Genomic DNA, 19416 nt, shown 5'->3' with positions numbered 1-19416 from the left:
GTTACTTGCCGTCCTTGGGCGTGCCGGTACCGTTGAACGGTTCCGTCTTGCCGCCCATGCTGGCGCAGGTGCCGGCCTTTACGGCCTTCCAATCCTGGCCGTCATAGTTCTTGGTGGATTGCCCGGCGCAGGAATGGGTGCCGGCGGCGTTGGCGCAGCTGTTCTGCCCGGCCTTGGACACGCCGTAGCACTTCTCGGTGCTGTCGGCGGCATGCGCGGGTGCGGCGAACGCCGCCAGCGCCAGGGCGCCGGCCAGTGCGACCGCGACGGTGGCCGCGGTCTGGGGTGCGGCCGGGTTAGCGGGGACCTGCCGGATGGGGGACGGAACGCGGGAATGAGACATGGCCTTCCTCCTGTTGGGACCGGACAGCGACCCTCGTGGCCCGCGCCGGATAGCGCGAAGATAAGGGCAGGCGCGACCGGTTGCAAAACGCCCTTTGGCTGGATCGTGCGGCAAAACGCATAATGGTCGGCGCCGGGTCGCGGCACCATGCCCGTGCAAGACGTAGACGCCCCCAAGGAAACGACGCCCCATGACCGACCTGCTGCCCGCCGACGATCTGGTGCGCTATGCCGTGGGCCTGCATAAGGCCGGCCGGCATGAGGCCGCCGAGGCGATCTTCCGCCAGGTGCTGGCGCGGGACCCGGGCCGCGGCGACGCCGCGCACCTGTTGGGCATGGTCCTGGCGCAGACCGGCCGCCTGAAAGAGGCGGAGGCCCACATCCGCCAAGCCCTGGCGCGTTTCGATGCCATGGCCGACCTGCATGCCAGCCTGGGCCTTGTCCTGGCGGACCTGCACCGCCTGGACGAGGCGGTGGCGTGCTGGCGGCGTGCGCTCGCCCTGGCGCCTGCCGACACCGCATGGGCGGAAGAGATACGGGGACGCCTGGCCGCCGCCACCAAGGCGCTGCCTATGCCGCCGCCAAAAGGCGACGCGGCGGCCCTGCTGGCTTTGGCCCGGCAGCGGCTGCGCGCGGATGATCTGGGTGGGGCGGAGCGCCTGTGCCGGGAGGCGTTGGCCGAGGACGACAGCTATGCCGACGCCTGGAACATGTTGGGTGTGCTGGCCCTGCAGACACGGGATGAGGCCGCCATCGACCATTTCGCGGCGGCGGTGCGACATGCGCCGCAGGTCGCGGCCCACCGCGCCAACCATGCCACCGCCCTGTATCAGCTGGGCCGCCTGGCCGACGCGGCCGAGGTGGTGAACAATGCCCTGGTGGTGATCGGGGCCCGCGCCAGCTTGCTGGCGCACCTGGGCGACATCCGGTTCGCCCAGGGGGACAGCTTCGCCGCCGCCGCCGCCTATCGGCTGGCGCTGGAGCATCTGGACCGGGAGCAGGACCAAGGCATGGCGCCGGAGGTGGAGCGCCCCCGGGTCCAGGGCAATCTGGCCCGCGCGCTGTGCGCCTGCGGCTTGGCCCGCGACGCCGCGGCGGTGGCCCGTGACCGGGCCTCGTCGGCGCCCGGCATCGACGCCTGGCGGGACCTGGCGATCACCCTGCTGGCGGCCCACGACGCCGACGCGGCGATCGAGCCCATCCTGCGCGCGGTGACGGCGGCGCCCGAGCGGGCCGACCTGCGGGTGACGGCCGCCGCCGCCTTCATCGACGCCAACCGCATCGATGAGGCGGTGGCCCATGTCGCCACCGCCCTGGACCTGGACCCCGGTTCCGCCGAAGCGTATGCCAACCGCGGCTTCATCGCCTTGCGACGGGGCGACGCCGTTGCGGCGGCGGCGGACTTCCGCGCCGCCCTGGACCGGCACCCGCCCACGCGGGACGCCAACATCGCCGTCCTGCACCAGGGGTTGGGCATGTCCCTCCTGCAACAGGGGAACATCGCCGCTGGCGCGCCCCATTTCGCCTGGCGTCGCCACATGCCGGGCCTGGGGTCGGCGCTGCCCGGTTTACCGGAATGGGATGGCACGGTGATGCCGGGCGCCCATCTGGTCATCACCGCCACCCGGGGGCATGGCGACGTGCTGCACTTCATCCGCTATGCCCCCTTGCTGCGGGCGGCGGGCATGCGCGTGGTGTTCCGGGGCATGGACACGCTGCTGGACCTGATCGCCGCGTCCAACCTGGTGGAGGAGGTGGGCCCGTTGGGCCAGCCCCTGCCGCCACCGTGGCCGGGCGGCCAGTGGGTGCAGGCGGATTGCATGGCCCTCCTGTCTCTGGCCGGGACGCCGCTGGGCTGGGCCGGGCACACCGTCCCTTACTTGACGCCGCCGCCCGACGCCGTGGCCCGCTGGCACGGCGTGCTGGATATCCTGCCGCCGGTGCGGGTCGCCCTCAGCTGGGCGGGCTCCACCCTGTTTCCCTATCACCGTCACCGGTCGCCGCGCCTGGCGCCCCTGCTGCCGTTGCTGACCGATCCGCGCCTGGCGGGCCGGGTGGGCTGGGTTTCGGTGCAGACGGACGATGGGCGGCGGGACCTGGACACGGTGGACCTGCCCCTGGCGGCGCGGGAGGACTTCCTGGACATGGCCGATGGCCTGCGCAGTTTCGCCGACACCGCCGCCGTCCTGGCCCAGGTGGATCTCGTCATCAGCATGGACACGGCCGTCGCCCACCTGGCCGGGGGCCTGGGGCGCCCCCTGTGGCTGATGCTGGACACCGGGGCGGAATGGCGATGGCTGACCGCGCGCGCCGACAGCCCCTGGTATCCCACCGCCACCCTGTTCCGCCAGGCGCGGCCCGGCGACTGGCCGGGTGTCGTCGCGACGTTGGCCGATGCGCTGGCCGCCCATGTCGGGTCCGTGCCGACGCCAGCCGCCCTTGGGTCAGGTCATTCGGGTTAGGGGCGGGCCTCAGCGCTTGAAACCACCGACATCTCCGCCCCATCGTTTCGGGGTGAGGTGACGATGCTGGACTTGACGGGCGTTTTTGATCGGTCGGGGGCGCTGCCCCGTCCCCCCTATCGCGGTCTGTGGGCGGAGTTCTGGTCCTTGCCCACCTATCGGCCCGCGCCGCCGCCGGCGGTGCCGCCCGGCGACCGGACCGTCCTGGTGATTCCCGCCTTCCTGACCGCCGATCCCTTCACCCAGCCCCTGCGCCAATTCCTGACCCGATGCGGCCACACCCCCCACCCGTGGCGGCAGGGCATCAACGTCGGCCCCACGGCGGCGGCTCGAACCGGGCTGCGCCATCGGTTGGACGCGCTCTCTCAGGCAGCGGGCGGGCCCATCGATCTGGTGGGCATCAGCCTGGGCGGCCTTCTGGCCCGGGATCTGGCGCAGGCGCGCCCGGACCAGGTGCGCCGGGTGGTCACCATCGGCAGTCCGGTCCGCCTGCCGACCGCCACGCCCCTGGAACCCCTGATCCGCTTGTTGGCCCGCCATTATGCCGACGACCTTGATCCCAGCCGGCTATCCCAGCCCCTGCCCATGCCGACCACGGCGATCTACAGCCGCGACGACGGCGTGGTCGCCTGGGAAAGCTGCTGGGTGCCTGAGCCCCTGGGCCGCGTGGTGGCCGTGGACGGCGCCCATGTCACCATGTGCCGCAACCCCGACGTGCTGCGGGCCGTGGCCGAGGCGCTGGCTTAGAGGCGCCAACCCGGCTGGCGGATATCAGGACGCCGCGTCGTCGCGGAAGATCATTTCGATGGGCAGGCCGAACAGCCGCCCGATCTTGAAGGCCAAGGGCAGTGAAGGGTCATAGCGCCCGGTTTCCAGGGCGTTGACGGTCTGGCGCGACACCTCCAGTCGGCGGGCCAGGTCGGCCTGGGTCCACCCGTAGCGGGCGCGCATCTCACGCAGGCGGTTGTTCATGACGGCCGCGCCCCGTCGTGGCCGGTGGGGGCCTCACACCTCGTCATTCTCGTCCCCCTCCGCCTCGTCCCCCTCCGCCGACCCCTGCAGCCACCGCGCGAGGAACTGCCCCAGGACCAGAAGCACCACCATCAGCGGCCACACCAGGAACATGGACAGGCGTGGAAAGCCCGCGACCTCCAGGAAACCATAGGTGACGGTGAGAAGGGCGGTGCCGGCGAAGGCGAAGCCGATGGCGATCAGCTGCACCCGGCCCTCCTCGGGCCCGCTGCGCTTCAGATGGCGCACCACCGCCCCCCAGATTCCGACGCAGGCCACCATGGGGGCGATGGCCACCACCGTCCGCATGCCCCCTTGCACCCAGCCGTTGTTCAACGCCACCAGGGACAAGGTCATCAGCAGGGCGTAAGCCAGCAGGGCGACGACGAACTCGATCAAATAACGTTTGCCGGGCATGGGCGTCTTCCGTTGGGGCGTTCCCATTGGCGGGGCTATCCCCCGGAGAATACAGGCATCGTGGCCACTGGGACAAGTATGCGTGACATGGTCCGCTAGGCATCGGTGATGATGGTGTTGAGGGCGTCCAAGCGGCCGGCAAGGGGGCCATCGCGGCGGATCAGCATGCGGACCTGAAGGGCGGCCAGGGCGAAGGGCAGGGGCGCCAGCTCCTCCTCCAATCGCATCCTCTCCAGCAGGTGCAGGCCGTTGAGGCGCACCAGCACGCAGAAATCCGCCCGGCCATAGCGGACGCGTTGCAGCATGCCCTCCACCGTGCCGCTGCGCTCCAGCTTCAGGCCACGCGCCTCCAGCGCATCCATGTCGGCGCCGTAGGCGCTGCCCAACGGGGCGACACCGACGCGTCCCAACAGATCGTCCACGCCGCGATACGCGCCCATGTCCTGGCGGCGGACAAAGGCGCACACCTCATCATTGGCATAGGGCGCGGTATAGAGCATGCGATCCGTCCGCTCCGCGTTCCACAGGGCGGAAACCAGCAGGTCCACCTGGCCATGGGCCAGTGCCGCCAGGGCGCGCTGCCAACGGCCGAACGCCAGCGGGACGGTGGACAGGCCCATGTGTCCGAGGGCGGCGTCTGCGCGCTCCACCCCCAGGCCGCGCAGGTGATCGCCCTCCTCCCAGCTGTAGGGGTACCAGGCGGGGTTGCCGGCGATGCGGATAACACCGGGCTGTGCCTTCACGCCGCCACTCGCTGCCGTCAGGGCGAATGCGCCCCAGGCCAAGCCGCGACCCAGAAGGCGGCGGCGGTCAATCTCGCCTCGGGCGATGCTGTTGCCGGATGCCCTCATCCGCGCCGTCCCATCCCAGCCTGGGGAAATCCAGTCCAACCGGTCGCCAGCCGAACCATCCAAGGTCATTCCCGGACAGGATGGCAAAGGACGATGGGGCTGTCGCCCGCTTATGTCGTCCGGCCACGATCTTTCATACGGGCTTCTACAGGAGGCAAAGCAAACCCCCGGACCAGGGGGCCGGGGGTGTTGGCGTTACGGGAACATATCGTCCACGGCGCTTTGGCTCAGCTTGCCGTCGCTGCTGGGCGGTTCAGGCGCCTTCGCGGGCTTGGGCGGCGGCGGGGGAGGTGGCGGCGGTGGGGGGACCGGCGCCGGAGCGGCGACGGGCGCGGGCGGTGGCGGAGGGGGGGCGGGCGGCGTCACCGGCGCGAAACCGCCGTCCATGAGCGCATCCACCATGTTCTGGTCGATGCCGCCACGCAGGGCCGGGCCGTGCATCAGGTGCGAATCCGGCCGGACATCCTGCGGATCGTCCATGATGGCCTCGGCGGCTTCGCTCTCCAGGCCCCAGATCTCGATCATGGTGTGCACCCGGCGCTCGATATAGCGCATGGTGTTCACGACCTTGGTCATGCGTTGGCCGGTGATGTCCTGGAAGCTGCACGCGGTCATGATTTCCATGACCTCATTATCCAGCTCTCCGGCCACTGCCGGCGACTCGGTGCGCAGGCGGTCGGCCACCGACTGGATGCGCTCGGCACCGTTCAGGATCTCGGTGGTAGCATGTTCGGTGGCTTGGAGGATGGCGTCCAATTCCTCGGTCGCCAGCATGATGCGGTTGGCTGAGGGGTCGTCCGGCTTCAGGGCCGCGATCTCCCGCCGGGTCTGGGCGATGTGCGACGCCATCTCCTGCAACTCGCGGCGCAGGATGCGGATATGGGCGCCGGAGCTGTCGACCTCGCCCCCCGTCTTGGCTTCCTTCAGCAGGCGGCGCACGTCATCGATGGCGACGACGCGGCCCCGGCGGTCCCGCATGCGCAGAAAAGCACGACCCCGCGCCGTGGACTGCAGCGCGTCCTCGATACGGGCGTATTCCTCGTCAGACAGGTCGGAAAAGAAATCCGACACAGGCATCACCCCAACGCGCCGATGACGCTCTCGATCTTTTTCTTCAGCGTGTCGGCGTTAAAAGGTTTCACGATGTAGTTGTTGACGCCGGCTTCCTTGGCGGCGACCACGTTCTCGGTTTTGGACTCGGCGGTCACCATGATGAAGGGCGTGCCCTTCAGCCGGACGTCGGCGCGCACTTCCTTCAGAAGTTGCAGGCCGGTCATCGGTTCCATGTTCCAGTCCGAGATGACCAGGCCAAAGCTGGACGCGCGCAGCTTGGCCAAGGCCTCGGCACCGTCGGCGGCCTCGTCGATCTTGGTGAAACCGATCTGCGTGAGCAGGTTCCTGATGATGCGCCGCATCGTCGCATAGTCGTCGACGACAAGGACCTGGATATTCAAGGACACGCAAACCCCCAAGAGCCAAAAGTTGAGCGGAGGATGGAAACAGGGCGCGGGAGAGTGCCCCCTCCGATCCGGTGGCCGGTCAGGAAATCCTGCCGGGTGGGCATTCTGCCCATTCCGGGACATGAAAACACTCCCCGGCCCCGTCCCTTCTGAACGGCGCCGCGCGGCACTTTGGAAGGGGCCCAAACGGTTGTCAAGCATCGCCCCGGGATAGCTTGTCTCTTTGCCCGGTGTACCAGGGCCGCCGTCAAAGGCTTGAGACCCCTGCAACTCTTGGATGGACGCGCCGATCGGGGCTAGGGCTGGGCGGCCAAGGCCAGGATATGGTCGCAAGCCTCCGCCACGGCGGTGCCGGTGCCGACGCCGGCCGCAACCTCGGCGCACCGCCGCCTCAACGTCGCGTCGGTGTCCAGGCGCGTCAGCGCTGCCGCCACGGCGGCGGGGCGATAGTCCCGCAAGGACAGCCGCGCGGCGACGCCCAGCGCCACGGCGCGGGCGGCGTTGTCGAACTGGTCGTGGGCCATGGGGCGGATCAGCTGCGGCACGCCCGCCGCCAGGGCCTGGCTGGTGGTGCCGATGCCGCCATGGTGGACGAAGGCGGCGCAGCGGGGCAGCAGCCGGCTGAAGGGGGCGTAATCCGCGCGGATGACGCCCGGCGGCAAGGAGGCCGGCACCTGGTCGGCATGGCGGGTCAGCAGGATGGCCCTGTGGCCGGACAGGCGGCAGGCCGCGACCGAGGTGGCGAAGAAATCCAGGGCGCGCGCCGTGGCGGTGCCGGACGTGAAGGCCACGGGCGCCGGCCCCGCCGCCAGGAAATCCGCAAGATCGGATGGCAAGTCCGTTCCCGGCAGGCCGTCGTAGAGGGGAAACCCGGTCAGGGCCAGGTTTGCCGGCCAATCCGGCTGGCGCGGCGCGAACCAGTCGGGAAACAGCCCGATCACCCGGTCAGACTGGTTCAGCCACGCCCCCATGGGCCGGCGCACCGGCGCCAGACCAATGGCGCGCCGGTGGCGGTTCAGCACCGCGCCCAGAGTGGGCGCCACGACCAGGGCGTCCACCAGGCGCCAGAAAAGGCGCTTCAGCCAGGGCGGAAGGGTGATGCCGTTCGCGGGGCCTGGCAGGGTGTTCTCGCTGCGCAGGGCGGCGGGGGCCAGGTGAACCGTGACGCACGGAACCCCGTGCCGTTCCGCCAGCGACCGGATGACGAAGGCCAGCGTGCTGCCGACCACCAGCGTTTCCCCGGGTATGACGGCGGCATCCAAGATGGGCCAGGCGGTCTCGCCCGTCTGCTCCATGGCCCGCGCCATGACGCCCAGCGAGCGCAGGGGGCGGTTCAAATCGGGATGGCGCAGCAGCGCGTCGTAAAATTCCGCCGTGCCCACCGCCGTGAAGCGCAGGCCCGCCTCGCGCGCCACGGTCTCGAACACCGCGGCGGCATAGAGATGCGGCGCGTGCCCGCGCCGCTGCAATTCCCGGCCCAAGGCGATGAAGGGCAGGACGTCCCCGTGCGACCCGGCAGCGATGATCAGGATTTTCACGAGGGGACGCCTGCCTTGCACGGGTTGATGCCCAGGGCTTACGCCGGATGCCGGGGTGGGGCAAGAGGGGGAGGTCCATCCGGCGGACGGGCCTCGGTCATTGCCTGGCACCGGCTCGGACGTTAGGGTCCCCGTCCCACTCTCGCCATACCGGAAGGGGCATTCCGCCCATGCGACGTCCGTTCCTCCTCGCGGGGCTCGTGCCCGCCATCCTCCTGACGCTATCATCCGCCGCGTTTTCGCAGACGGCGTCATCGGCCAAGACGTCCCCCGCGGCCGCGGCGCCGGCCAAACCGGCGCCTGTTAAGCCAGCCCCTGCCCGGCCGGCGGGCGATCTTCCGGCGGGCGGGCTGCCCCGGATGGGCGGTGACTATCAAGCGGCTGAGGCCTTGACGGTCAATGGCGTGCGCCAGGACCTGCGCATTTTCCGGGACCAGGGACGGGAACGGCGTGAGATGACGGAAGGCGGGCTCAGCACCATCCTGATCCTGCGCCCCGACCGCGACGCGGCGTTCGTGCTGCAGCCGGAATCGCACATGGCGGCCCCCTTGTCGCCCCAGGACCCGGAGGCCGCGCCCGACTTGACCCGCCTGTCCCAACTGGATGCCGAGGCCTTGGGGCGGGAGACATTGGGGGGCGAGGCGGTGGTGCGCTATCGTGTCGTCGGCACCTATGAGCAGGGCGGCGGCTTCGAGGGCCAAGTCTGGTCCACCACCGATGGGATCTACATGCGGGTCGAGGGCACGGCCAATGACGGCGACGGGCCGGTCAACATCCGGCTGGACCTTGCCGACCTGAAGCGCGGGCGCCAGGACGGCGGCCTGTTCGAGCTGCCCAAGGGCTACACCATGATGAATTTCGGCCCAATCGACGCGCCCGTGCCGGAGGGCTTGCGCGGGGACGCGCCCAAGCCGTAATCCTTATTCCCGCGTGGTGGGGGCAAGCCACGGTCCAGGGTATAAACACCGGCGCCCATCGCCTGACGCCGCCCTGTCGGGTGGCTGGCGGGCGGCCGGTTTCGCAGGAGCGGTTTGATGCGCGGGCATAACTTTATGTACTCCACCCTGCTGGCGGCGACGCTGGCCCTTCCGTTCCTGGCAGGTGCCGCCCAGGCGCAGGTGCCGTTGAACGCCCGCCCGGCCATCGGTGGCCAGGTCGACGCCCAGCACCAGTTCATCCTGGATTACGCCAAGCAGCCCGGCGTGGAAATGTCCACCAACGGCGTGGCCTATCGCTTCCTGCGCAAGAAGGAACCGGCGGTCGGCCAGCAGCCCGGCCCCAGCAACCGCATCCGTGTGCATTACGAGGGCCGGCTTATCGACGGCACCGTCTTCGACAGCTCCTACCAGCGGGACGAGACGGCGGTCATGTCGCTGGAAAAGGTGGTGAAGGGTTGGGTCGAGGTGGTCCCCCGCATGCATGTCGGCGACAAGATCGAAATGGTCATCCCGGCGGAAATGGGCTACGGCCAGAAGGGCTCGGGCGATGGAGTCATTCCCCCCGGCGCCACCCTGATCTTCAAGGTTGAATTGTTCGAAGTCATGCCTGGTGAGCTGCGCAGCAAGGGCGCCGGCTGATCCTACGGCACCACGCCCGTCGCTCCTCCGGTACCGCCTTGCCAGACGGGCCCTTAAAGGGCCTTGCGTTGTCGCGTCCAACCCCGTCAGATCATGGGGCATACGCCATCCGGGGAATAACCTCGAGGATGGTAGGGGGCAGACATAGGCAACGTTTTGGATCCAGCCACCATCGTGAGCATGGCAACCGCCACCACCGCAGGGGGGGCAAGGCTGGGCCGCTGGGCGGCCGTCCTCCTTTTTCTTGTTTTGGGCCTGGGGTTCGTGCGGTCCCCGGCGACAGCCCAGGAATACGCTTTCCGTTCCTATACCCAAGAGGACGGTCTGGGTAACCTGTCCATCACCGCCCTGGCCCAGGACTCCCTGGGCTTCCTCTGGGTGGGGACGGAGAATGGCCTTTATCGTTTCGATGGCGGAAAGTTCCAGCGTTTTGGCCCCGCTGATGGGTTGAAAGAGCCCTATGTCAGCGCTGTTCACATCACTCCGTCCGGTGTTCTGTGGGTTGGCACCACGGGGGGACTTTATCGCTGGGATGGCCGCCGCGCTTTCGTTCCGGTGACACGGGACGGACGTCCCGTGCCGGTCTGGCAGGGGCAGAAGTTGGCGTCGCTTGATGCCAGTCGTCTGCTGGTCGTGGGACGGGAGGAACTGCTGGTGGTGGAGGCGGAAAGGTCCGCCGCCGCCGGCCCCAGCTGGGTCGCCCACCCCTATTTCACAGCCGAACAGAAGGCGGCCCAACCGGCGCTTGCCCGAATCCTGAGCGTTCGGGTTTTCGGCGTAGGGGAGCAGGGGGGCGGCGATATCTGGCTGGGCTGCGCGGAAGCCTTGTGCGAGATACGTCAGGGCGTCGTGACGCTGTGGGGGCCCGACCAGGGCGTGCCCGAGGATCGCTGGGGCGGTGTGGTGCGCGATGTGGACGGAACGCTGTGGGCGCGCGGTACCCATCAGCTGCTGGCGCTGGCCCCCGGTGCCGGTCGCTTCACGGCGGAACTGCCACAGCCGTCGAACCGCAGCACCGTGCGGGTGTTCCTGCCGCTGCTGCAGGACATGGACCGTGCCATCGTCACCTTCGGCGATCGGGGATTGATGCGCTTGGTGCGCGCCGGGGAGGGGGACACCGAGCCCCATTGGGAAGAGGTGAGCGACGCCAATGGCCTGCCCGCGCGGGAGGTCAGCGCCTTGCTAGTCGATCATGACGGCGATCTTTGGATAGGCTCCGGCGGCCTGGGGCTGACACACTGGGTCGGCTATCGCAGCTGGGCCAACTGGACGGCGCGCCAGGGACTGATCCATGACTCGGTTTGGTCCTTCCACCGTGACCGCGCGGGGGGGCTGGTCATCGGTACCGACGCCGGCCTAGCGCGCCTGGAAGATGAGGATGACGGCGTCCCGCGCTTGGGCCCGGCGCCGGGCGGGCAACCGGTGCGCAATCACCAGGTGGGCGCGCTGACGCTCGACAAGTCGGGGCGCCTCTGGGGCGGCACCTTCTCCGGCCTGCTGTTTTATCAGGATGCCGGCAAGAACGGCGCGGAGCCGCCGCCGGCCGTCGTCGTGGGCCATTTGCCCCTGATCTTCCAGCTGCTGGTCGACGACCGGGGGCGACTTTGGGTCATGACCCGGAAAAAGGGCCTATTCGTCGTCGACAGGCCGGACGGACCCGATCCGCAGGTGACGCCCCTGGGTGCCGCCCTGCCCATTCCCCCGGACAGTTCGATTTCCAGCGGTTGCCAGGCGCCGTCCGGGGCCCTGTGGTTCGCAACCGAAGCCGGCTTGCTGCGCTATGGCGAGGGCAAGTGGACGGCGCCTGGCATCGCCGGTGTGGCCTCCAGCACCCGCTTCAACGTCATCGCGTGCGCCCGTGACGGCAGCCTGTGGCTGGGGGGCGAGACGGTCCGTCTGGCGCATCTGCGGGAACCGCTGGGCGCAGCGTCGGGCGCGGGCGGCACCCTGCTGCAGCCGGTGGGTGATGTCGCGAACGATCTGGTGGGGGACCGCCAGGTGTTGGGCGTGGTCGAGGACAGGCGGGGGTGGATATGGCTGGCCACGGACAGTGGCGTCCTGGTGTGGAATGCCGGGGCCCTGCGGCAGTTCAGCCACGACAGCGGCCTGGTATGGAACGACTGCAACCAGAGCGCCTTGATGGAGGATGCCGACGGCACCCTGTGGGTGGGCACCAGCAAGGGGCTGACACACATCACCCGGCCGGATCTGCTGTTCAATCGGCCGGCGCTGGTGACCCGGGTCACGGGCATCGAGCGTAACGGCGTCGACCTGCCGGCGGATGGCAATTTCGAACTGCCGTGGGATACCTCCCCGCTGACCTTCCACCTGACCACCCCCAGCTTCCGCAGCCGCGGGGGGCAAATCTATCGCTATCGCCTAAATGGTCTGGAAGGGAACTGGAACATCACCGCCACGGAGGAAATCCGCTATTCGGCACTGCCGCCGGGTGCCTATGAGCTGGAGATTGTCGCCCGTAACACGGCGTTGCAGGCCATGGCGCCGTCCGTCCTGGTGCCCTTCACCATCCGGCCCCCCTGGTGGCAGACCAGGTTGTTCTTCGCCGGTGCCGCCCTGGGCATCGTCGCGCTGGGCGTTGCGATTTATCGCTGGCGCAGCCACGCCGACCTGGAACGGCGCCGCACCCTGGAAATCCTGGTGGAGGCGCGAACCCGCGAGCTGGAGGCCTCGCGCGAGCAGTTGCGCCAACTGGCCATGTACGACAGCCTGACCCGCTTGTGGAACCGTCGCGCCATCCTGGACCTGCTGGAACTGGAATTGGCGCGCCGGCGGGATGATGGCGCGCTGACCGTGGTGCTGGCGGATGTCGACCATTTCAAGCGCATCAATGACACCCACGGTCATCCGGCGGGCGATGCCGTGCTGGTCGAGGTGGCGCGCCGGCTGTCGGCCGCCGTGCGCAGCTATGATGCCGTCGGCCGCTATGGGGGCGAGGAGTTCCTGATCCTGCTGCCCGGGCTGGGGCGGGATGATTGCGCCGATGTGCTGAACCGCCTCCACGACGCCATTCGCCAGACGCCCATTCCCTTGGGCGACGGTGTCCCCGCTGTACCCCATGAAGACCCGGACGCGGATGGGCTGGCGCCAGGCGTGCATGTCGACGCCTTCGGCGTCAGCCTGACCGTCACCTGTAGTTTCGGTGTCATCAGCGTGGGGCCAGGCAATTCGGTGCCGCCCCTGGCAGAGATCATCAAGCGGGCGGACCAGGCGCTCTATCGCGCCAAACACCAGGGACGGAACCGGGTAGAGTATGCGGACGGCACCCCCGCCTGACTGGGCGGGGTCCCGCCTGGGTGGTCCTTGCCACGATATCGGATGAGAATCCTTCACCTGAGGGTGAGAAAGGCCCGTTTGTCCGGGCGGCGGTGACCGGGGAACAGTGGGGGCATCCTTCCCATTGAGGTGTCCCATGACCACGCCCATCCTGATCAGCGCCGTCGATGACCACGGCATCGCCACCCTGACCCTTAATCGGCCCGAAAAGCTGAATGCCCTCAATTATGCGCTGGTGGACGCCCTGCTGGCCGCATTCGAGGCGATGGAGGATGACGGCGCGGTGCGCGCCGTCATCCTGACCGGGGCTGGCGACCGTGCCTTTTCCGCAGGCGGTGATATCCCCGAATTCGCGGCCAGCGTTCGCCGGGGTGCGGCGGCGGCGGTGCGCGACTTCGTGCGCCGGGGCCAGGCGCTGACCAGCCGCATCGAAGCCTACCCCAAGCCCATCATCGTCGCCGTCAACGGTTTGGCCTATGGCGGCGGCTGCGAGATTACGGAGGCCGCGCCGCTTGCCGTGGCCAGCGACCGCGCGCTGTTCGCCAAGCCGGAGATCAAACTGGCGATGCCGCCCACCTTTGGCGGAACGCAGCGCCTTCCCCGTCTGGCGGGACGCAAGCGGGCATTGGAGCTTCTGCTGACTGGTGACAGCTTCACGCCGGAGCGGGCGCTGGACCTGGGGCTGGTGAACGGCGTGGTGCCGCATGACCAGTTGATGCCCGCCGCCCGGGAGTTGGCGCGCCGCATCATTCGCCACGCGCCCGGCGCGGTGGCCGGTATCCTCGCCGCCGTGACGCGCGGGGTGAACGTGCCCATCGCCGAAGGGCTGGCGGTGGAAAGCACGGCCTTCGCCGCCCTGGTACCCGGCCACGACCTGACGGAAGGGCTCGGTGCCTGGATTGAGCGGCGCCCTGCCGTCTACACCGGACGCTGACCAGGGGGTGGAAGGGCGGACAGTTCCGCCTTGAGCCAGGCACGGAAGGCCGCGACCTCCGGGCGGTTGCGGCCCACTCGGCTGGTCACCAGCCAATAGCTGGTGCGTATGGCCTGGGGAGGCCCAAGTACGGCGACCAGGCGGCCGGCGGCCAAGTCCCCCTCCACGACGGGTAGGCGGCCCATGGCGACCCCCAGGCCGTTGGCGGCCGCCTCCAGCGCCATATGCACCGTGTCGAAATGGAGGCCCGGGGCGGTGGGGGACGGTAAGGCGCCGCGCCGCGCCGCCCAGGCGGCCCATTCCTCCGCCACGCTATCGACATGCAGCAAGGGGTGGGCCGCGAGATCGGCCACGGAGTTCAGCCGTGCGGCCAGGCTGGGGGCGCAGACCGGCACCAGGGACTCATCCACCAGCCGGCTGGCGTGCAGGTTGGTTCCCTCCTCCGGCCGCCAGTCGTCCTGGCGCATGCGGATGGCCACGTCCACCCCGTCGCGGGGCAGATCGGCCGGCCGGTGGCTGGTGTCCAGTACCAGTGTTATGTCGGGGCGCTTGTCGCGGAAGCGCGGCAGGCGCGGCACCAGCCAGCGCAAGCCGAAGGTGGGGGCGACGCTGACGGTCAATGACCCCGCCGGTGTGGTGCCGGGAAGGGCGGCGGTCACGGTGGCCAGCCGGTCCAGCATGGCGCGGACTTCAGGCAGCAAGGCCTGACCTGCCGCCGTCAGGGCCAGGCTGCGGTGCTGGCGCAGGAAAAGGGGACTGCCCAGCCATTGCTCCAGCGTCTGAAGCGCGTGGCTGACGGCGCTGGGCGTCAGGTTCAGCTCCTCCGCCGCCCGTTTGAAGCTCAAATGCCGTCCCGCCGCCTCGAACGGACGCAGGGTGCTCAGCGGCGGCAGGTGGTAGGGCATGGCGACGGCTCATCCATTTCGGATGAGCATAATTCATCCTGGGGACGGGATGCCACGCCCCCAGGATGCCATCGCGTCAGTCGCCCTTCAGACGCTCCATCTGGGCGCCGCAGGCGTTGAGTTTGTCTTCGATGCGCTCATAGCCGCGATCCAGGTGGTAGATGCGGTTGACGGTGGTTTCGCCCTGCGCGGCCAATCCGGCCAGCACCAGCGAAACCGAGGCGCGCAGGTCAGTCGCCATTACCGGCGCGCCGGTCAGGCGCGGCACGCCGCGCACCAGGGCGGACGAGCCGTGGACGGTGATGTTGGCGCCCATGCGCGCCAGTTCCGGCACATGCATGAAGCGGTTCTCGAAGATGGTCTCGGTGATCATCGAGGCGCCCTTGGCGGTGCACATCAGCGCCATCATCTGGGCCTGCAGGTCGGTGGGGAAGCCGGGGAAGGGCTCCGTCATCACGTCCACGCCCAGCACCTCGCCGTTGGCGCGCTTCACCTTAAAGCCGGTGTCGGTGGGGGTGAACACCACCTCCGCTCCCGTCAGGGCCGTGGCCACGGCCTGAATGTGCTCCAGGTTGCCGCCCACCAGTTCCAGCTCGCCCCCGGTGATGGCGGCGGCCATGACATAGGTGCCCGTCTCGATGCGGTCGGACACGATGCGATGGCGGGCACCGTGCAGCGTCGGCCTGCCAACGATGTGCAGGCGGTCGGTGCCGATGCCGTGGATCTCGGCGCCCATGGCCACCAGGCAGTGGGCCAGGTCGGTGATCTCCGGCTCACGCGCGGCGTTGATCAGGACCGTCTCGCCCTTGGCCAGGCAGGCGGCCATCAGCAAATTCTCGGTGGCGCCCACCGACACCTGGGGGAAGACGAACTCGGCCCCCCGCAACCCGTCGGGAGCGGAGGCGTGGATATAGCCGGCCTCAAGCTCGATCTTGGCGCCCATGGCCTGCAGCCCCTTGATGTGCAGGTCGACGGGGCGGGTGCCGATGGCGCAGCCGCCAGGCAGCGAAACCTTGGCCTTGCCGAAGCGGGCCACCAAGGGGCCTAGCACCAGCACGCTGGCGCGCATCTTGCGCACCAGGTCGTAGGGCGCCTCGGTGGAGGTGATGGTGGCCGCGGTCAGGTTCACCGCCCGCTGGGCGCAGGAGGTGGCGCCCCCCTCGTACACCATGTCCACACCATGCTGGGCCAGCAGGTTGGCCATGGTGGTGATGTCGGCCAGGTGAGGCAGGTTGTCCAGCGTCAGCGTCCCCTCGGTCAGGAGACAGGCGGCCATCAGCGGCAGGGCCGCGTTCTTGGCGCCGCTGATGCGGATGCTGCCGTTCAGCGGCGCGCCGCCGCGGATGCGTAACTTGTCCATGGGAAAGGGCCGATCGGTTCGAACGTGCCGGTCTTGGGCCCGGTGTCGGGCGGTGCCGGCTGAAATGGCGGAAAGGGTAATGACGAAGAGGTGTGGCGGAATTGGGGCGACGGCGGGCCGCCGCCCGGATGGCCGAGCGGGCCGCCGTTTACAGGCGCGGCAGGGTCACGCCGCGCTGGCCCATATACTTGCCCGAGCGGTCGGCGTAGGACGTCTCGCAGATGGTGTCGCCCTTCAGGAACAGGAACTGGCACAGGCCCTCGTTGGCGTAGACCTTGGCGGGCAGTGGCGTGGTGTTGCTGATTTCCAGGGTCACATGGCCCTCCCACTCCGGCTCCAGCGGCGTGACGTTCACGATCAGGCCGCAGCGGGCGTAGGTGCTCTTGCCCAGGCAGATCACCAGCACGTCGCGGGGGACGCGGAAATACTCCACCGTGCGGGCCAGCGCGAAGCTGTTGGGCGGGATGACGCAGACATCGGTCTTGCGATCGACGAAGCTGGCGTCGTCGAACCGCTTGGGATCGACGATGGCGCTGTCGACATTGGTGAAAATCTTGAACTCGTCCGCCACGCGCGCGTCATAGCCGTAGGAGGACAGGCCGTAGGAGATGACGCCCTCGCGCTTCTGCGCCTCCACGAACGGTTCGATCATGCCCCGGTTCTGCGCCATGTCGCGGATCCAGGTGTCGGGCATGATGGCCATGGGCGTCGCTCCTGCGGTGGATGGGTGTCATGTATCGCGCGATGCAATACGTATTGCTCTTCTTAGACCCTCGCCGCCCGCCGCTCAAGGTGACTCTGACGCTTGCCGGGGGCGCCTGCCTGGCGGGGATACGCACCAGGAATGGGCACCGCCACGCTGCCCCACCCACCAGATGTGGTTAAGCCGCCGGGCTTATTCGCCATCGGCCGCCGGGGTGTCGGCGGCGTCCTCCCGCTCGCGCGACTGCACCTTGCGGCGGCGCAGGTTTTCGCGCAGGGCGGCGGCCAGACGCTCCTCCCGGGTCATGGACTTATCGGCGCCGGATTTCGCGGGCGGCTTGTCGGTCATGGGGTGGTGCTACTCCTGAGGGGCTGGGCTGGTGGTGGGCGCCTGTGGCGCTTGCCCTATCGCGGGGCTTCGAAAATAGGCGCAGAATGGCGGCGCGCCAAGGGTTTCGGCCTGGTGAGGCGGGGCATCGCCGACGTCCCGATCAAAATTCTTTCATTTTCTTCGCTCAAAAGGCTTGCATCCCCTCCGCCCCTGTGGCAATTACCCCGCCCACCGGACGGGCGCTGCCGTAGCTCAGTGGTAGAGCACTCCCTTGGTAAGGGAGAGGTCGAGAGTTCAATCCTCTCTGGCAGCACCATCCGAACTTCCTAAAAATCAAATGCTTAGGTCCGCGTCGCGGTAACGTGACGGTGCGGGCTGTTGTCGTTTCTGTGGCTTGTCGTTTCCATGTCCGGGTAGGGAACGGTCCAGCGTCCGGTTAAAAGTCCGCCCCCTAAACACCGCACGCGCCGCCGCGTTTGTGACCCGACCCTTTGGGCGGGGTTCATATCGGTGCCACAATCCATTCCGACACTTTGGCGCTCGCCGTGGCGGCCCTGCCGCCTTTCCGAACCGCCACCGCCCGGAGATGCCTCATGCCCGACCTCGCCGCCCTGCGCGCCCTGCCCGCGGAAAAACGCAAGGAGGCCGGCAAGGCCCTGCGCGACGCCGCCCCCCGCTCCGGCAATGCCGCCTTGCCATCCCTGGCGGGCCGGTCCGACCCCATCGCCCTGTTGCTGTCGACCTCGGCGCAGCGCATCCAGTCGTTGCTGCCGGTGCGCTGGGCCCGCATGGCGGCCAGCCCCTTCACCTTCCTGCGTGGCGCCGCGGCCGTCATGGCCCGCGACCTGGGACAACTGCCGGTCAGCGGCATCCGCGTCCAGGCATCCGGCGACTGTCACCTGATGAATTTCGGCGTATATGCCAGTCCGGAGGGGCGGGCGGTTTTCGATCTCAACGACTTTGACGAGACGCAGTCGGCCCCCTTCGAATGGGATGTGAAGCGGCTGGCGGCATCCCTGGTGCTGGCCGCCCAGGATGCGGGTCACGCGCCCGGTGCCGCGAAGGACATGGCCCGGGCCGCCGTCACCGCCTATCGCCTGCGCATGGCCGAACTGGCGACGTTGGATCCGCTGGTCGCCTGGACCAGCCGGGTGGACATCACCGCCATGGCGCAATGCATTCAAGATGAGGCCGCCCGCGCCAAGGAAATGGACCTGCTGGCCAAGGCCGCCGCCACCCCGTCGGCTGGTGACGATTTCCCCCGCCTTGCCGAGGGCGACGGGCGTGAGGCTCGCATCCGTGACGCCCCGCCCCTGATCTATCATTTTGATGAGGAGACGGACCGTCAGGGCCAGGCGGCCCTGCGTGCCCGCGCCCTGTTCGCCCGCTACCGGGACACCTTGCCGGAGGAACGGCGCTTTCTCATCGACCGCTATCAGCTGGCCGACGTGGCCTTCAAGGTGGTGGGCGTCGGCTCCGTCGGCACGTTCTGCGCCATCGGCTTGTTCATCGACCCCGATGGCCATCCCCTGTTCCTGCAGGTGAAGGAGGCGATGACGTCCGTCCTGGCGCCTTATGCCGGCGCGTCCCCCTACGCCAACCAGGGACAGCGGGTTGTGGTGGGACAGCGCACCCTGCAGACGGTCAGCGATGGTTTCCTGGGGTGGGCGGCGGATGACGCGGGCCGCCATTTTTATATCCGCCAGTTGAAGGACCGCCGCCTGGCGTCGGCCGGCACCCTGATGGAAGGCGACCGCCTGGACTTCTATGCCACCCTGTGCGGCGCCACGCTGGCCCGTGCCCACGCCCGCTCCGGCGATGCCGCGCTCATCGCGGGTTACCTCGGCAATTCCGAGACCTTTGACGACGCCGTGGCCGGCTTCGCCGCCGGCTATGCCGAGATCAGCGCGGCGGATCACGCCCTTCTGAAGCAGGCTGTCGCCGATGGCCGGCTGGCGGTGGCAGACCTGCCCGCCAAGGGCAAAGGCAAGGGGAAGAAGGGCGGCTGAGCGTCGGTCGCCGCCCCCACATGTAACCCGAAGCCTGATCGTCGCGATTTTGCGCCGATTCGCTTTTTCCGTGCGCCCTTGAAGGGCGTGGGTGCGGCAATTTGTCTGACCTTGTGGTCAGAAAACAGTCACAAAACCTGACCGTTTGATCAAGTTTCTGTCAAATTCGCGCTCGCGAAGCGCGAAGGGCATACCGCCATCGAGCTTTCCCCCCAACGTCTTG

Annotated in this window: 18 protein-coding genes and 1 tRNA gene; 8 read left to right on the top strand and 11 right to left on the bottom strand. The window is 68.8% G+C overall.

Translation table 11 applies throughout. From position 1 onward, the window contains the following. Position 1: 1 nt before the first annotated feature. On the bottom strand, positions 2–343 hold the full coding sequence (locus tag FBZ90_RS12110; RefSeq protein ID WP_145732427.1) for a BufA1 family periplasmic bufferin-type metallophore: 342 nt from the start codon (positions 341–343) through the stop codon (positions 2–4). 190 nt (positions 344–533) lie between these two features. Here FBZ90_RS12110 and FBZ90_RS12105 point away from each other — a divergent pair, with 190 nt between their 5' ends. Both FBZ90_RS12105 and FBZ90_RS12100 read left to right on the top strand, forming a co-directional pair. After that, positions 534–2804: a tetratricopeptide repeat protein gene (locus FBZ90_RS12105; protein ID WP_145732425.1), complete on the top strand. Its 2271-nt coding sequence runs from the start codon at positions 534–536 to the stop codon at positions 2802–2804. A 63-nt stretch (positions 2805–2867) separates the two neighbouring features. Continuing rightward, entirely contained in the window at positions 2868–3551 is a 684-nt protein-coding gene (locus FBZ90_RS12100; RefSeq protein WP_145732423.1) for an alpha/beta hydrolase, read from the top strand. Positions 3552–3575: 24 nt separating this feature from the next. Here FBZ90_RS12100 and FBZ90_RS12095 read toward each other — a convergent pair whose 3' ends face one another. From FBZ90_RS12095 to FBZ90_RS12070, 6 genes are all read right to left on the bottom strand, one after another. After that, on the bottom strand, positions 3576–3776 hold the full coding sequence (locus FBZ90_RS12095) for a helix-turn-helix transcriptional regulator (protein WP_145732421.1): 201 nt from the start codon (positions 3774–3776) through the stop codon (positions 3576–3578). Positions 3777–3809: 33 nt separating this feature from the next. Next, a complete protein-coding gene (locus FBZ90_RS12090) occupies positions 3810–4232 on the bottom strand; it encodes a hypothetical protein (protein WP_145732419.1) in 423 nt (140 codons plus the stop codon). A gap of 95 nt (positions 4233–4327) precedes the next feature. After that, a complete protein-coding gene (locus tag FBZ90_RS12085) occupies positions 4328–5083 on the bottom strand; it encodes a substrate-binding periplasmic protein (protein ID WP_186455769.1) in 756 nt (251 codons plus the stop codon). A gap of 195 nt (positions 5084–5278) precedes the next feature. Continuing rightward, complete coding sequence (locus FBZ90_RS12080) at positions 5279–6160, bottom strand: protein phosphatase CheZ (protein ID WP_186455768.1); 882 nt, start codon at positions 6158–6160, stop codon at positions 5279–5281. Further along, the gene (locus tag FBZ90_RS12075) at positions 6160–6543 is read right to left on the bottom strand and encodes a chemotaxis response regulator CheY (protein WP_276509093.1); all 384 of its coding nucleotides are present in this window, start codon (positions 6541–6543) and stop codon (positions 6160–6162) included. Before FBZ90_RS12075 ends, FBZ90_RS12080 begins: the two co-directional genes overlap by 1 nt. A gap of 296 nt (positions 6544–6839) precedes the next feature. After that, on the bottom strand, positions 6840–8081 hold the full coding sequence (locus FBZ90_RS12070) for a glycosyltransferase (RefSeq protein WP_186455767.1): 1242 nt from the start codon (positions 8079–8081) through the stop codon (positions 6840–6842). Between the two features lie 359 nt (positions 8082–8440). On the opposite strand from FBZ90_RS12070, the gene FBZ90_RS12065 reads away from it, so the two are divergent. The 4 genes from FBZ90_RS12065 to FBZ90_RS12050 all read left to right on the top strand — a co-directional run bounded on the left by FBZ90_RS12065 (position 8441) and on the right by FBZ90_RS12050 (position 13886). After that, on the top strand, positions 8441–8998 hold the full coding sequence (locus tag FBZ90_RS12065; RefSeq protein ID WP_145732414.1) for a hypothetical protein: 558 nt from the start codon (positions 8441–8443) through the stop codon (positions 8996–8998). Between the two features lie 117 nt (positions 8999–9115). Beyond that, entirely contained in the window at positions 9116–9658 is a 543-nt protein-coding gene (locus FBZ90_RS12060; RefSeq protein WP_145732412.1) for an FKBP-type peptidyl-prolyl cis-trans isomerase, read from the top strand. 180 nt (positions 9659–9838) lie between these two features. Further along, a complete protein-coding gene (locus FBZ90_RS12055) occupies positions 9839–12952 on the top strand; it encodes a ligand-binding sensor domain-containing diguanylate cyclase (protein WP_246130386.1) in 3114 nt (1037 codons plus the stop codon). A gap of 136 nt (positions 12953–13088) precedes the next feature. Beyond that, positions 13089–13886, top strand: a complete 798-nt coding sequence (locus tag FBZ90_RS12050; protein ID WP_145732407.1) for a crotonase/enoyl-CoA hydratase family protein — start codon at positions 13089–13091, stop codon at positions 13884–13886. Here the strand turns inward: FBZ90_RS12050 and gcvA are convergent. The 4 genes from gcvA to FBZ90_RS27810 form a co-directional block, all read right to left on the bottom strand. Beyond that, positions 13871–14791 carry a transcriptional regulator GcvA gene (gcvA, locus tag FBZ90_RS12045; protein ID WP_145732405.1) on the bottom strand — a complete coding sequence of 307 codons (921 nt, stop codon included), beginning with the start codon at positions 14789–14791 and terminating at the stop codon, positions 13871–13873. The two genes, FBZ90_RS12050 and gcvA, sit on opposite strands and share 16 nt — an antisense overlap. Before the next feature lie 76 nt (positions 14792–14867). Then, complete coding sequence (gene murA, locus FBZ90_RS12040) at positions 14868–16151, bottom strand: UDP-N-acetylglucosamine 1-carboxyvinyltransferase (protein WP_145732403.1); 1284 nt, start codon at positions 16149–16151, stop codon at positions 14868–14870. Positions 16152–16299: 148 nt separating this feature from the next. Next, positions 16300–16854, bottom strand: coding sequence for a dCTP deaminase (dcd, locus tag FBZ90_RS12035; RefSeq protein ID WP_088873773.1), 555 nt, complete (start codon positions 16852–16854; stop codon positions 16300–16302). A gap of 192 nt (positions 16855–17046) precedes the next feature. After that, positions 17047–17202 carry a hypothetical protein gene (locus FBZ90_RS27810; protein WP_186455766.1) on the bottom strand — a complete coding sequence of 52 codons (156 nt, stop codon included), beginning with the start codon at positions 17200–17202 and terminating at the stop codon, positions 17047–17049. 223 nt (positions 17203–17425) lie between these two features. Here FBZ90_RS27810 and FBZ90_RS12030 point away from each other — a divergent pair. Together FBZ90_RS12030 and FBZ90_RS12025 are read left to right on the top strand one after the other, a co-directional pair. Further along, a tRNA-Thr gene (locus FBZ90_RS12030) sits at positions 17426–17500 on the top strand. 277 nt (positions 17501–17777) lie between these two features. Beyond that, on the top strand, positions 17778–19193 hold the full coding sequence (locus FBZ90_RS12025; protein WP_145732401.1) for a DUF2252 domain-containing protein: 1416 nt from the start codon (positions 17778–17780) through the stop codon (positions 19191–19193). The last annotated feature ends 223 nt before the right edge of the window (positions 19194–19416 follow it).

The organism is Nitrospirillum pindoramense (genome assembly GCF_007827955.1).
In the GTDB taxonomy this organism is placed as follows: domain Bacteria; phylum Pseudomonadota; class Alphaproteobacteria; order Azospirillales; family Azospirillaceae; genus Nitrospirillum; species Nitrospirillum amazonense_B.
The sequence above is the reverse complement of the archived record's forward strand: the minus strand, read 5'-3'. Positions and strand labels throughout refer to the sequence as shown.

Bases quoted from the DNA above. Each gene is read 5' to 3' on its own strand.
- FBZ90_RS12110 (WP_145732427.1), bottom strand. From the start codon at position 343: ATGTCTCATTCCCGCGTTCCGTCCCCCATCCGGCAGGTCCCCGCTAAC.
- FBZ90_RS12105 (WP_145732425.1), top strand. From the start codon at position 534: ATGACCGACCTGCTGCCCGCCGACGATCTGGTGCGCTATGCCGTGGGC.
- FBZ90_RS12100 (WP_145732423.1), top strand. From the start codon at position 2,868: ATGCTGGACTTGACGGGCGTTTTTGATCGGTCGGGGGCGCTGCCCCGT.
- FBZ90_RS12095 (WP_145732421.1), bottom strand. From the start codon at position 3,776: ATGAACAACCGCCTGCGTGAGATGCGCGCCCGCTACGGGTGGACCCAG.
- FBZ90_RS12090 (WP_145732419.1), bottom strand. From the start codon at position 4,232: ATGCCCGGCAAACGTTATTTGATCGAGTTCGTCGTCGCCCTGCTGGCT.
- FBZ90_RS12085 (WP_186455769.1), bottom strand. From the start codon at position 5,083: ATGAGGGCATCCGGCAACAGCATCGCCCGAGGCGAGATTGACCGCCGC.
- FBZ90_RS12080 (WP_186455768.1), bottom strand. From the start codon at position 6,160: ATGCCTGTGTCGGATTTCTTTTCCGACCTGTCTGACGAGGAATACGCC.
- FBZ90_RS12065 (WP_145732414.1), top strand. From the start codon at position 8,441: ATGGGCGGTGACTATCAAGCGGCTGAGGCCTTGACGGTCAATGGCGTG.
- FBZ90_RS12060 (WP_145732412.1), top strand. From the start codon at position 9,116: ATGCGCGGGCATAACTTTATGTACTCCACCCTGCTGGCGGCGACGCTG.
- FBZ90_RS12055 (WP_246130386.1), top strand. From the start codon at position 9,839: ATGGCAACCGCCACCACCGCAGGGGGGGCAAGGCTGGGCCGCTGGGCG.
- FBZ90_RS12050 (WP_145732407.1), top strand. From the start codon at position 13,089: ATGACCACGCCCATCCTGATCAGCGCCGTCGATGACCACGGCATCGCC.
- gcvA (WP_145732405.1), bottom strand. From the start codon at position 14,791: ATGCCCTACCACCTGCCGCCGCTGAGCACCCTGCGTCCGTTCGAGGCG.
- murA (WP_145732403.1), bottom strand. From the start codon at position 16,151: ATGGACAAGTTACGCATCCGCGGCGGCGCGCCGCTGAACGGCAGCATC.
- dcd (WP_088873773.1), bottom strand. From the start codon at position 16,854: ATGGCCATCATGCCCGACACCTGGATCCGCGACATGGCGCAGAACCGG.
- FBZ90_RS27810 (WP_186455766.1), bottom strand. From the start codon at position 17,202: ATGACCGACAAGCCGCCCGCGAAATCCGGCGCCGATAAGTCCATGACC.
- FBZ90_RS12025 (WP_145732401.1), top strand. From the start codon at position 17,778: ATGCCCGACCTCGCCGCCCTGCGCGCCCTGCCCGCGGAAAAACGCAAG.